The organism is Vibrio sp. 10N.222.55.B11, assembly GCF_041473705.1.
Taxonomy (GTDB): domain Bacteria; phylum Pseudomonadota; class Gammaproteobacteria; order Enterobacterales; family Vibrionaceae; genus Vibrio; species Vibrio crassostreae_C.
The window spans coordinates 57,930-70,732 of record NZ_JBFRST010000021.1 but is presented as its reverse complement, the minus strand read 5'-3'; the positions used below and the strand labels follow the sequence as shown (position 1 = coordinate 70,732).

Annotated in this window: 13 protein-coding genes; 5 read left to right on the top strand and 8 right to left on the bottom strand. The window is 46.1% G+C overall.

Annotated features, from left to right (window positions below; genetic code table 11):
* Positions 1 to 16: 16 nt before the first annotated feature.
* The 6 genes from aroK to pilM form a co-directional block, all read right to left on the bottom strand.
* Positions 17 to 535: a shikimate kinase AroK gene (gene aroK, locus AB4503_RS09850; protein WP_017061125.1), complete on the bottom strand. Its 519-nt coding sequence runs from the start codon at positions 533 to 535 to the stop codon at positions 17 to 19.
* Positions 536 to 711: 176 nt separating this feature from the next.
* Positions 712 to 2,430, bottom strand: a complete 1,719-nt coding sequence (locus tag AB4503_RS09845; RefSeq protein ID WP_032545762.1) for a type IV pilus secretin PilQ — start codon at positions 2,428 to 2,430, stop codon at positions 712 to 714.
* Positions 2,431 to 2,465: 35 nt separating this feature from the next.
* Positions 2,466 to 2,984, bottom strand: a complete 519-nt coding sequence (locus AB4503_RS09840; protein WP_017063694.1) for a pilus assembly protein PilP — start codon at positions 2,982 to 2,984, stop codon at positions 2,466 to 2,468.
* A complete protein-coding gene (locus tag AB4503_RS09835; protein ID WP_372114476.1) occupies positions 2,971 to 3,582 on the bottom strand; it encodes a type 4a pilus biogenesis protein PilO in 612 nt (203 codons plus the stop codon). The genes AB4503_RS09840 and AB4503_RS09835 overlap by 14 nt, the downstream gene beginning before the upstream one ends.
* Positions 3,575 to 4,174, bottom strand: coding sequence for a PilN domain-containing protein (locus AB4503_RS09830; protein ID WP_372114475.1), 600 nt, complete (start codon positions 4,172 to 4,174; stop codon positions 3,575 to 3,577). Before AB4503_RS09830 ends, AB4503_RS09835 begins: the two co-directional genes overlap by 8 nt.
* Complete coding sequence (pilM, locus tag AB4503_RS09825; protein WP_017061130.1) at positions 4,158 to 5,183, bottom strand: type IV pilus assembly protein PilM; 1,026 nt, start codon at positions 5,181 to 5,183, stop codon at positions 4,158 to 4,160. Before pilM ends, AB4503_RS09830 begins: the two co-directional genes overlap by 17 nt.
* A gap of 151 nt (positions 5,184 to 5,334) precedes the next feature.
* Here pilM and AB4503_RS09820 point away from each other — a divergent pair, with 151 nt between their 5' ends.
* On the top strand, positions 5,335 to 7,896 hold the full coding sequence (locus tag AB4503_RS09820) for a penicillin-binding protein 1A (RefSeq protein ID WP_372114473.1): 2,562 nt from the start codon (positions 5,335 to 5,337) through the stop codon (positions 7,894 to 7,896).
* Between the two features lie 111 nt (positions 7,897 to 8,007).
* Here the strand turns inward: AB4503_RS09820 and oxyR are convergent, their stop codons facing one another.
* Positions 8,008 to 8,901, bottom strand: a complete 894-nt coding sequence (oxyR, locus tag AB4503_RS09815) for a DNA-binding transcriptional regulator OxyR (protein WP_017061132.1) — start codon at positions 8,899 to 8,901, stop codon at positions 8,008 to 8,010.
* Here oxyR and AB4503_RS09810 point away from each other — a divergent pair.
* From AB4503_RS09810 to AB4503_RS09800, 3 genes are all read left to right on the top strand, one after another.
* Positions 8,900 to 9,079, top strand: a complete 180-nt coding sequence (locus AB4503_RS09810; protein WP_017068839.1) for a hypothetical protein — start codon at positions 8,900 to 8,902, stop codon at positions 9,077 to 9,079. The two genes, oxyR and AB4503_RS09810, sit on opposite strands and share 2 nt — an antisense overlap.
* 44 nt (positions 9,080 to 9,123) lie before the next feature.
* On the top strand, positions 9,124 to 9,852 hold the full coding sequence (locus AB4503_RS09805) for a glutathione peroxidase (protein ID WP_017061133.1): 729 nt from the start codon (positions 9,124 to 9,126) through the stop codon (positions 9,850 to 9,852).
* Positions 9,853 to 10,127: 275 nt separating this feature from the next.
* Positions 10,128 to 11,594, top strand: a complete 1,467-nt coding sequence (locus AB4503_RS09800; protein ID WP_372114471.1) for a dihydrolipoyl dehydrogenase — start codon at positions 10,128 to 10,130, stop codon at positions 11,592 to 11,594.
* A 323-nt stretch (positions 11,595 to 11,917) separates the two neighbouring features.
* Here the strand turns inward: AB4503_RS09800 and AB4503_RS09795 are convergent, their stop codons facing one another.
* The gene (locus AB4503_RS09795; protein ID WP_372114469.1) at positions 11,918 to 12,265 is read right to left on the bottom strand and encodes a RidA family protein; all 348 of its coding nucleotides are present in this window, start codon (positions 12,263 to 12,265) and stop codon (positions 11,918 to 11,920) included.
* Between the two features lie 87 nt (positions 12,266 to 12,352).
* Between AB4503_RS09795 and AB4503_RS09790 the strand changes: the two genes are divergently transcribed.
* Complete coding sequence (locus AB4503_RS09790; RefSeq protein WP_029235423.1) at positions 12,353 to 12,601, top strand: DUF3624 domain-containing protein; 249 nt, start codon at positions 12,353 to 12,355, stop codon at positions 12,599 to 12,601.
* Positions 12,602 to 12,803 lie beyond the last annotated feature (202 nt).

The following is a 12,803-nucleotide window of genomic DNA, read 5'->3' as shown; positions in this document are numbered from 1 at the left end:
CTCCGAAAAAATGAACTTAACGTTCTTCTAGCATTTTTACGATCTGGTTGGCTACCACTTTTGCACTTTGGTCGTCAGTACGAACTGTGTAGTCCGCCACTTCTTCGTATAGTGCGTTGCGAGATACAGCTAGATCTTCTAGCACATCACGCGGGTTGTCTGTTTGAAGTAGAGGGCGTTTCTTGTCGCGGTTAGTGCGAGCAAGTTGCTTTTCAATTGTTGTCTCTAGGTATACAACAATGCCTCGTGCAGATAGACGGTTACGGTTTTCTTTGCTCAACACTGAACCACCACCTGTCGCAAGAACAATACCTTGTTCTTCTGTCAGATCATTGATTACAGATTCTTCGCGCTTACGGAAACCTTCTTCGCCCTCAACATCAAAAACCCATGCGATGTCTGCGCCAGTGCGCTCTTCGATCACAGTGTCAGAGTCTAGAAACTCCATATGAAGTTGGGAAGCTAGGTGTCTACCAATTGTACTTTTGCCGGCGCCCATTGGGCCAACAAGAAAAATATTGCGTTTCTCAGCCATGTTTTTAGCAGTAATTTACAACGTTAATTCAATGACATCGCCACAAGGTAGGTCAGTACAAGTACTGAAATTAAAAGGCCCGTGGCACCGATTCCTCACAGATAATTCGTGATAAGACCCGAAATTATCAAGGTTAGGTGCCACTAATGCAACTTTATTTTTAATCTAATTGTTCATTACTGAATCACAACTTTGGGTGTGACAAAAATAAGTAGTTCACTTTTACCCACATTTTCATAGCTGCGACGGAACAATGCGCCCAAAACTGGCAGGTCCCCCAACAGAGGAACTTTATCCACTGTACTGCTCACGCTGTGCTGAAATATCCCGCCAAGCACGACAGTTTCACCATTATTAACAAGCACTTGCGTACCTATTCTTTGCGTATCAATGGCGACCGCTTCACCGGTTCCAGTTTTTACCACTTGCCCTGGCCTATCTTGAGTCACGCTCAAATCCAATACCAAACGATTATCGGGCGTGATCTGCGGTGTCACCTTAAGACTCAACACGGCTTTCTTAAATGCAACCGACGTAGCGCCACTTGAAGATGACTCTAAGTAAGGAATTTCAGTACCTTGCTCAATATAAGCCGGCTTTTTATTGGTGGTGATTAAGCGTGGACTAGAAATGATTTCAGCTTTTGACTCTTGTTGCAGTGCCGACAGTTCAAGATCGAGTAAGGTATCTGAACCCAGTTTGGCCACCTGAAACGCAATACTCGAGGCGTTCGGCGATGTTGCCCCTAAATTGACGTTGAGATAGTCATCAATCACGCTGCTGCCGCTATCGTCGTCATACGGCGTAATCGCTGATGGGTGGTTACCTTCGATTGAGCCACCAACGGTGAAGCTTCCGTTGGTTGAGGAAACGCCCCAGCGCACGCCAAGCTCATCAAGATTACCCTCAGTAACCGTGACAATACGTGCCTCTATCTGTACCTGCTTCACGGGAATGTCTAACGATTCAATGATGCCTCGGATCACGGCAATGTTTTCTTCCAATTCACGAATGAGCAGTGAGTTGGTGCGCTCATCAATGGTAATCGAACCACGATCGGACAACATGCTGACCGCACCTTCACCTCCAATCATGTCAGCGATGTCGGTGGCTTTAGCAAAGTTAATCTTGATGATTTCCGATTTAAGCTCCCCTAACTCCTCTTCTAAGCGCGATTTCTCTAACGCTTGTTGCTCTCGAAGGTCGAGCTCCGCTTTCGGCGCGACCAAGATAACATTGCCATCAACACGCTTATCCAAGCCTTTAACTTGCAAGATAATGTCGAGAACTTGCTGCCAAGGTACGCCATCTAAGCGTAACGTCAGGTTTCCGGCTACCGAATCAGACACCACGAGATTGAAGTCGTTGTAATCGGCAATCAGTTGCAGGACATTTCGTACCGGGATATCCTGGAAGTTAATCGATATCAGCTTGCCCTCTTTCTCTAGAACGCTTTTTTCTTTGGTCGCTTCATCGAGCACCGGTTTGCTGATCACCACCTCAATAAAGCGCCCCTTTAGGTTGTATTCATACTGATAGTCATTGCTAATCGTCGCTAGAAGCCGAGTGCTTGGTGTCTCTTTATAGACTTCAATGCCTTCAACCAAGGTAGCGAAATCCTTCACATCCAGCAGGTAGAGCTTGTCATCATCAACTTGAGTATTGATTAGCTCGATACTTAACCCTTCCTGAGCTCGTTGAACATCCACCACTGCTGTGCTGGTCGCCAGCTCAATAATGATGACGGCGTCTTTATCCTTATTGACCCTAAAATCAATATTCTCCAATTTGTTCGGTAAGCTCTCGGCATGGCTGAGCACGCTAACAACCAACATCACAGACACAGCAAAACCTTGTAGAGCCTTGCTCACTAATCCACTTATTCCTTTAATCATATTTACATCTCATATCCACATCATGTGACATTGGTTTACTTCAGAGCCAGCCTAACGTTGCGCTTATGCCAACAACCTAAGCCATCTGGAAGAGTTTCATTAATCTGAACGTATTGGCTCGTCACCTTAGTAACTCGGCCATTGTTTAAGCCGATAAACTGGCCTTTCTTGACGTTTACCACGTTGCCTTTGGGTGTTTGCACTAAGCCAAACACGCTTGAGCCACTGCCCATCACGCCTCTTAAACGAAGCTTACTCAGCGGGTACTTCTCTAACTTGCCATTACGAGAACGGGCGCTGGGTTGCCAACAGTCTTTCTTAACCAAGGGTTGGTTTTGCACAATGGCTTCTTTAGGCAGTTCAAAGGGAGGACGCAAAGATCGGCGCTGATAAGTCGCCGCCGTGAATTCAGTTGCTGGGACAAGTTGCTCGACATCTTTTCTCGCCTTGGCTTCAACCTGCGCCACAAAATCTTGCAGTGAGTCTTGATTAGCTTTGCAGCCTGACAACGCAAGCATCAATACGATTGAGTAAAACGCGCTATTGGGTTTCATCATTAACCTCCGATTTAAACTGGTAGGTATAAGCTCGAACCCTAAAGTGCAGAGTGCTACTTTCTTGGCTAACTCGCTGCCAGTTCACATCATCAAAGCTAATGATGCGCGGCAGCTTAGCGATGGCAGCCGAAAAGTCACCAATCTCATGGTAGTCACCCGTCAGCTCGATATTGAGCGGTAAACGATAGAGAAACTCCTTGTTCTGTTTTTGTCCCCAATCGATTCGAGTAAAGGTCAGCGAATTATCCAAGCCGAGTTCATTCACAGACGCCAACATACTTGCTAGCTCTTTTTGAACAGGCAGCTGCTCTAACAGGTAATCGTAGCGACTGGTTAGTTCATCCAGCTGACTCTGCAATTTAGGCAAGGCTGCAACCTTGTTGGCCTTTATTCGCAAGGTCGTCTTTAAGGTTTGTTCTTGTTGCTTCATCTGTTGCAGTTCATCGTCGAGTGGCAACACATAAAGCCAAGTGCCTACACCTTGGATTAACACTATCAACACCAGAATCACGAGAAGCTGAGGCAGCAATGGCCATTCGGTGATATCATCAACATCGAGATCTTGCAAGCTCATCCTATTTTGAAGGTTAGCCATGATGTGCCTCCTTCTCTTTTCTGCTCGCGGTTGTGTTTTCTAAAGAGACAGGGCTAAACACAAAAGAGACCTTGAAGGTCTGAAACTCTTTATTGAAGCGCTTGCGGTTATGAACGATAGAGTGCATCTCGACCCCTTTCAAAGAATCTGAACGTTCGAGGTTGTCCAACATGGTGGCGAGACGAGCAGTGCTGTCGCTGATGCCCGACATTTCAATCTCCTGACCATTCATCTTTATCTTGTCGACATAGACACCCTCTGGAATCAGCTCCGGCATCAAGTTCATGAAGTCGGTGGTCTTATTACGGCCAAGCTGCAGCGACTCAACCACATCAAGTCGAGTCAGAATGGCTTTGTGTTCTTGCTCTGCGACTTTTAACGACTGAATTTGTCGGTCGAGCTCAGCAATGTACTGATTGAGGTAATTGAGGCGAGCTTGCTGCTTGGCTTGTTGATCGTGAAAATAGTGACCAACCGCCCATTGCCCTATAAGCGCAATGATGACGCCAAGAATGACCAGATGGATAAAACGCTTCTTGTGCTGAGCACGAATCTCATCACGCCACGGCAGCAGGTTAATTTGATGCAACATGCTTCTCTCCCTGCCACTTGAGCCCACTCATCGCCATACCCGCCGCGATACCAAAGTGTTGCCAGTCAATCGGCAGTCGGCGTCTCTTGGCGACCTTATTCTCAAATAAAGACAAAGGATTCAATGACTCGCAGCTCAACTGAAAATGGCGTTCTAGCTCTTCGGTTACCATAGGGATGCTGGCGCCCTCGCCCATCAACCAAATCCCTGAGATAGGTTGCTGCGCATTTCCCGATGAATAGAGCTGCAATTGACGCTTGAGCTTCTCAATCAGGTTAACAATGAATTGATGTGTCTCTTCCATAGTACCGAACACGCTCTCGATATCACTCGGGTCATCTGAGCTGCGAAGATCTTGAGTGCCAAAGGCGATGTCTTTATAGAAAGGCGCCGAATTCTGCGGGATAACCCCTAGCGAGGTTTGGTCGATTCCAACATCCACTAGCAACCAGTTTTTCTTATCGGGATACAGGCGCGAGGCCAATTGCCAGATATTAAGTAGCCCATGCGCCTGTGTATCCACCACCACAGGTTTGAAGCCAGCCTTGGTTAATGCATCCGCTCGGCTATCCACAACTTCTTTACGAGTGGCGTATACCTGATAACTGCTTGTCGAACCTTTACCAAATCGTTTGTCTTCCAGCTTTACAAAATCTAAACTCAGCTCCTCGATAGGAAAGGGAGATTGATGGGCGAAGGTTTGATAGATAGAAAACTCTTTTTCTCTGTCTTCTAACTCACTCTCTATTTGCAGTACTTTGCTGATCACCGTGTTATCAGGTACCGAAATGGCGACGTTGCGACAGCCAAAAGGCAGTCCTTTCCTAAGTTCTTTAAGTTTCTTAACAGTTTTCTGATACTCCAAAGTATGGTTAGCTGTAAAAATGTCGTCCGAAATCGGCAGCTCTTTGTATCCCACTAGGGCATACAACTCCCCCACGGGTTTTAGTACCACGGCTTTGATGCTGTGATGATTTATATCTATACCTGTAATTAATGATGAACCCATGTGACCTAGCTCCTGAAGTGCCAAGCATTTCGTTGATTATCTAGGGGTTGTGATTATTAGTTAAATAAGCGTTAATAAACGAAAGCTAAGTTTTTAGCCTAGAGTACAAGGGTTTGCTGCTTATCAGCCTTAACTAATCAGGGATTATCCGGTGAAGTTCATAAAGCGATTATTCATATTTACATTGATTTGCATGATTCTTGGAGTCAGTACAATTTTCGGGTTTTATTTTTACGTAAAACCAGAGTTGCCTGATGTTGCCACTTTGCGCGACGTAGAACTCCAAACGCCGATGCAAGTCTTCAGTCAAGACGGTAAGCTGATCTCTCAATTTGGTGAAAAGCGTCGTAATCCAGTCACTTATGACGAGATTCCTCGCCACTTAGTTGAGGCTCTGATTGCCACCGAAGATAGCCGTTTCTATGAACACCCAGGTATTGACCCAATCGGTATCACACGTGCAGCACTCGTGGTTGCAATGTCGGGTTCAGCCAAACAAGGTGCTAGTACCATTACTCAGCAGCTTGCGCGTAACTTCTTCTTATCTAATGAGAAAAAGATTATGCGTAAGATCAAAGAGATCTTCATTGCGATCCACATTGAGCAACTTCTTAGTAAAGAAGAGATCATGGAGCTTTACGTCAACAAGATCTTCCTTGGTCACCGTTCGTATGGTTTTGGCGCGGCAGCACGTGTTTACTTCGGTAAAGATCTTCCTGATCTCACGCTGAGTGAAATTGCGACCCTTGCGGGTATGCCAAAAGCACCTTCGACAATGAACCCTATTTACTCTGTTGAGCGCGCGACTAACCGTCGTAACGTTGTATTGCGTCGTATGTTAGACGAGAAATACATCACTCAAGCAGAGTTCGATGACGCTCGTAGCGAAGAGCTTATCTCGAAATACCACGGTGCAGAGATCGAACTGAGCGCGCCATATGTTGCTGAAGTTGCACGTGCTTGGATGGTGGAACGCTATGGTGAAGAAGCTTATACATCAGGCATGAAGGTCTACACGACCGTTGATTCGAAACTGCAAAAAGCAGCGAACCAAGCCGCAATTAAGAACCTACTTGGCTACGATGAGCGTCACGGCTACCGTGGTGCTGAAAAAGTATTGTGGCAGACTGCGCAATCAGCGTGGGATCAAGAACAAATCGTTAAACACCTTAAGTCTCAACCAACCTATGGTGACCTAGTCCCTGCTGTTGTTACCGCGGTTGATTCGAAAAGTGCTCAAATTTGGGTTAAGAACCAAGGTGAAGGCACTATCGAATGGCAAGGCATGAACTGGGCGCGTAAATTCCTAACGGATAACCGCCAAGGACCAGCGCCTTCTCAAGCGAAAGAAATTCTGGCGGTTGGTGAACAAATCTGGGTTCGCCATGAAGCCGTTACCGGCGATGAAGTCTCTGAAGAGCCGACAGAAGAGTCAGCGACTGCAGAATCAGAAACACCGATTGTATGGCGACTAAGCCAAGTACCGAATGCGAACACAGCATTTGTTGCAATGAACCCGAACAACGGCGCGGTATTGTCGATGGTCGGTGGCTTTAACTTTGTCCACAACAAGTTCAACCGTGCAACGCAATCTATTCGTCAGGTGGGTTCTGGTATCAAACCCTTTATCTACTCAGCAGCGATTGAGAAAGGCTTAACGCTAGCCTCACTGATCAACGATGCACCGATTAACCAATGGGATAAGAGCCAAGGTACCGCATGGCGACCAAAGAACTCGCCACCGACTTACGTGGGTCCAACTCGTTTACGTATTGGCTTAGCTCAGTCTAAAAACGTAATGGCGGTACGTGTACTGCGCGAAGTAGGTCTAGATGATACTCGTAACTACCTAACTCGATTTGGCTTTGATATTGATGAAGTTCCGCGCTCTGAAACCATTGCTCTGGGTGCGGGTAGCTTAACGCCAATGAAAGTAGCTCAAGGTTACTCAGTATTCGCTAATGGCGGCTACTACGTTGAACCTTTCTACATCAGCCGCATTGAGACACCATTTGGTGAGACTGAATTTGAAGCGACACCAAAAGTAGTTTGTAAAGACGATTGCCCACAGCAAATGACCTCAGACCCAATGGCTGATGAGTTTGCAGAGCAAGATGTGGATGCCAAAGTACAATACGCACCTCAAGTTATCTCTGAACAGAACGCATTCCTTGTTCGTGAAATGATGTACAGCAACATCTGGGGTGGCGGTGATTGGAGCGCAGGTACGGGTTGGAACGGTACAGGTTGGCGTGCACAGCCGTTGAAGCGTCGTGACATTGGCGGAAAAACGGGTACCACCAACGATTCGAAAGATACTTGGTACAGCGGTTACGGCCCTGGCATGGTTGCAACGGTATGGGTTGGTTTTGATAACCACAACCGCAACCTAGGCAGAACCAAAGCGAACTCAAATCTTGGTAAGAACCAAATTACGGGTGCAGAAGCTGGCGCGAAAACAGCAGAACCTGCATGGGTTGATTTCATGGGTACGGCGTTAGCGGGTGTTCCTGCTGAGCGTAAAGAGATTCCTGAGAACATCGTCCGTGTTCGTATCGACCGTGAAACTGGCTTACTGACCAACAAGTTCGATAGCTCATCAATGTTCGAGTACTTCGAGAAAGGCACAGAGCCAACCGAGTACATCACTGAACGTTTCAATGATGACATCTACTCAACCTCATCAGGTGAAGCAGTAGAAGAACTGTTCTAACTAAGGTTTGTAGAACCTAGTAACATGAACCAACAAAAAGGGTTGATATGCATTCATATCAACCCTTTTTTTATATCTATATCTGACCAGACTAGGCTCTAAATTCAAGCGCTAAGCCGTCTTCTCCAGTTGAGTTCGAATCGTCTCAGCCAATTGCTCGAAACGTCCCTTCAATGGAGAGCCCGGACGGTAGGCAACAACAATGCGACGTGAAGGTGTTGGATTCACAGCAGGTACGTAACACACACCGTCTTTCTGCTTCTCTTTCGGCACCGATAGCTGAGGAAGCAAGGTAATCCCCGCCCCCGCCGCGACCATGTTACGCAGCGTTTCTAAGCTGGTTGCCTTAAAGCGCTCATCATCTTTGGCGCCCGCAGCAAAACAGAAGCCCAAGGCTTGGTCTCTCAAACAGTGACCGTCACCTAGCGCAAGTACGGTTTGTCCATTTAGCTGCAGCATATCGACAGTGTCTTGCTGAGCCCACTCGTGGTCACATGGAACGGCAACACTTAACGGCTCGTCATACACATCGATCTCTTTGAACACCGCCGTTTCATCAACCGCAGCCAGTACTAAGCAATCAAGCTTGCCATCTTCAAGTTGGCTCACTAACTGATGGGTCTGAGCTTCATGCAGGTAAAGCTCAAGATCTGGGAAGCTCTCTTTTAGATGAGGAACAATCTTAGGCAAGATGTAAGGACCCACGGTTGGAATAAAACCAATGTGCATTGGCCCCGTCATCGCTTCACCGTGTCCACTCGCCATATCTTTAAAAGTTTTCACTTCATTGAGAATACGCTTGGCTTGTTCAACAAGTTGTAACCCTGATTCTGTAAATATTACCTTCCTTGGACTACGCTCGGTTAACTGAAGTCCAATTTCATCTTCGAGTTTGCGTATTTGACCGCTTAGTGTCGGCTGACTGACAAAGCACGCTTCTGCCGCTTTTCGGAAGTGTTTATGCTCTGCGAGCGCCACCAAGTATTCAAAGTCACGAATATTCATGATCAGTCTCTTACCTCAGGTTTTAATAAGAACAAGGGGTTTCATAGAAACATTTAAAAGAAAAATGCTCTTGATAGAATTTACCTATCAAAACCATAACATCAAACGATTAGAGCTATCAAAGAATTTATCTAATAATGGGCTCAACAAAACGAAACAGAGCAACGAAAAACGTTAAGCTCTAATAGAACAAAATTAAAAATACTATTTAAGGAAATCAATATGTTTGCATCTAAAGAAGGTCAATCAATCCCTCAAGTAACATTCCCAACTCGCCAAGGCGATGCATGGGTTAACGTAACGACAGAAGAGCTTTTCAAAGACAAGACAGTTATCGTATTTAGCCTACCAGGTGCGTTTACTCCAACATGTTCTTCAAGCCACCTACCTCGTTACAACGAACTACATTCAGTGTTCAAAGAAAACGGCGTTGATGACATCCTTTGTGTTTCTGTAAACGACACGTTCGTAATGAACGCATGGAAAGCAGACCAAGAAGCGGAAAACATCACATTCATCCCTGATGGTAACGGTGATTTCACAGACGGCATGGGTATGCTAGTTGAGAAAAACGACATCGGCTTCGGCAAACGTTCGTGGCGCTACAGCATGCTGGTTAAAAACGGCGTGGTAGAAAAAATGTTCATCGAAGAAGACGTACCAGGCGACCCGTTCAAGGTTTCTGATGCAGACACTATGCTGAACTACCTTGCTCCTGAGCACAAAGAGCAAGAGTCAATCACAGTATTCACTAAGCCAGGCTGTCCTTTCTGTATGAAAGCAAAACAGAACCTAATCGACAAAGGTCTGAACTACGAAGAAGTGGTTCTAGGTAAAGATGCAACAACAGTAAGCCTACGTGCAATCTCTGGTCGCACTACCGTTCCTCAAGTATTCATCGGTGGCAAACACATCGGTGGTAGTGAAGAACTAGAAACTTTCCTAGGCTAATCGCTTCATCGCCGATATAGGCTTAGAAGTATCAGCTAACCCACCCTCTTGTGGGTTAGCTATTCCAAACACTCTTATCTGAGTTTTGGGAAAAAGAATATAGCTGGTGACTCGCCTGTCTTTTACTAACCTATAGTTAGCAATAAAAGCAGAGTCACAAGCTAAACCTAATAAAACAGAATCACAAAACTGACCCGTTATCCTGACTCTCAAAAAAATCACCAGAGTTGGAGGGGTTCGTTCAAACTAAATTCAGCCATTGCGAGAAAATTATTATGAAACAAGTCAATGTAGATGTAGCAGTTATCGGGGGCGGTACGGCAGGTCTAGGTTCTTACCGCGCTGCAAAAGCACACACTGGCAGTGTCGTGATGATTGAAGGCGGCCCTTACGGTACTACCTGTGCTCGCGTTGGTTGTATGCCATCTAAACTGCTTATTGCAGCTGCAGAAAGCGTACACCAAATCGAGAAAGCTCCGGCTTTTGGCGTTCACCCACAAGGCGATATCGTGATTAACGGTCGTGAAGTGATGGAGCGAGTGAAGTTTGAGCGTGACCGTTTTGTTGGTTTTGTTTTAGAAGGCGTTGATGAAATCCCAGAGCAAGACAAGATCTCTGGTTACGCAAAATTCTTAGACGATAACACGCTACAAATTGATGACCACACGGTTGTCACCGCTAAGCGTATTGTTATCGCGACCGGTTCTCGCCCTGCATACCCTGCCGTTTGGAATGAACTTGGCGATCGCCTGATCATTAACGACGACGTGTTCAGCTGGGATGATTTACCAGAATCGGTTGCGGTATTTGGCCCTGGTGTTATTGGTCTTGAGCTTGGTCAGTCACTGCACCGCTTAGGTGTGAAGACCAAACTGTTCGGTTTGGGTGGTCAAGTTGGCCCAGTAACTGATCCAGAGATCATGGCTTATGCAGATAAAGCTTTCAATGAAGAGTTCTATCTCGATGCCGACGTGAAAATCGAAAGCATGAAGCGCATTACCACTGAATCGGGTGAGCCATGTGTCGAAATCCAGTTCATCAATAAACAAGGTGAATTAGAAACTAACGTCGTTGAATACGTACTAGCAGCAACAGGTCGTCGCCCTAACACTGACAAGCTTGGCTTAGAGAATACCTCTCTAGAGCTTGATGAACGTGGTGTGCCAATCGCAGACCACTACACGCTACAAACATCACTACCATCAATATTTATCGCTGGTGATGCGAGTAACCAACTGCCTCTACTGCATGAAGCAGCAGACCAAGCTCGTATTTCGGGTGACAATGCAGGTCGCTTCCCAGAGATTCGTGCAGGCCTACGCCGCTCTAAAATCTCGGCAGTATTCTCTGACCCGCAAATCGCGATGGTTGGTGAAACCTACAAAGAGATCACCACACGCTTAGGCACATGTGGCTGTTTCGCAACGGGTGAAGTGTCTTTCGAAAACCAAGGTCGTTCACGAGTGATGCTTCGCAACAAAGGTATTCTGCACGTATACGGCGAGCAAGGCACAGGCCGCTTCCTTGGTGCTGAGATGATGGGACCAAACGCAGAACACTTGGCTCACTTATTAGCATGGGCACACCAGAACAAGATGACGGTTTCTGAGATGCTAGACATGCCGTTCTACCACCCAGTAATCGAAGAGGGTGTACGAACTGCCCTACGTGACCTGAATGCGAAACTGCACCTAGGCCCAGAGATGGTGAAACACTGCCTAGATTGTGGCCCTGGTTGTTAATCTCAGACTAGCGCCAGTCAATTAGCAGTTAACAAACGTTAGATACTAAAAAGGAAAGCCATTGGCTTTCCTTTTTGTTTTTGGCAACGAGTAAACTATAGATTCCCGATTACGCTCCTTCGTCGCTCTCGGGAATGACAGCAATTTTCATACACGTCTAGGCGAAGCTAACCAGAATAACGGTGCTTTTCAAAACGCGTCTAAACTGAAGCAAATCAAAGTGACGCATCAGCTAAACCAAAACTAAACTCGTCATTCCAGAACCGAGGGACGAGGTATCTGGAATCTCTTGAAGCCATTGCGTCACTAAAAGCTTTAAGCAATTACTTCTCAGCAGCAATCACAGAGATCTCAACAAGTAGCGCTTCGCGAGCCATGTCGCCTGTCACACATGCGCGAGCTGGAGCGTGACCTTCTGGTACCCATGCATCCCACACTGCATTCATTTCTTGGAAGTCTTTCATGTCTTTCAAGTAAATCGTTACTGACAGCATGTGCTCTTTGTCGCTGCCTGCTTGCTCAAGTAGCGCTTCTACTTTATCTAACATGGTTTGAGTTTGTTCAGTGATGTCTTTAGTTGCATCAGCACAAACTTGGCCACATAGGTAGATAGTACCGTTGTGTTTAACAATACGGCTCATACGTTGCTTGGTTTCTTGGCGATCAATCATCGACTTTCTCTCTCTGTGTCACCGTGATCCAATATCTTGTGACGTGTTATTATCAGGGCAACAAGCATAACGCGAATCAAACCCAAGATGACATGCATTCATTGCAATAAAAGTGAAAAAATCCGTAACAAACTCGGTCGCTGCCAGCGTTGCATGAATCAGCTGATGGTGTTGTCGATTTTGAGTTGGGGAGTATGGTGGCTGTTTTTCAGAGAAGACCCAAAAACCATCAATGCCATCGCGTTGATGATGGCCGCTTTCGCGTTCAGTGGCTTGCTGTCGTTGCATTGGGTCATGAAGTTTGTGGTGCTACCGTTAAAGGGCAAAAAACGTTAGCTGGAAGTCTTTATTGGATAAAGAGTAGTGATTAGAGACAGGGCTAAACAATCCGATAATTCATCATAATTTTCGAGCTATTGTCATTTCCCGAACAGCAGATAGAAAAAAGCCCCAGAACCAATCGATTCTAGGGCTTTCTTAGAAAATTCTAAGAAAAAGCAGTGGTACTTTAATAGACCGGGCTTTTCTTAGTTTGTTC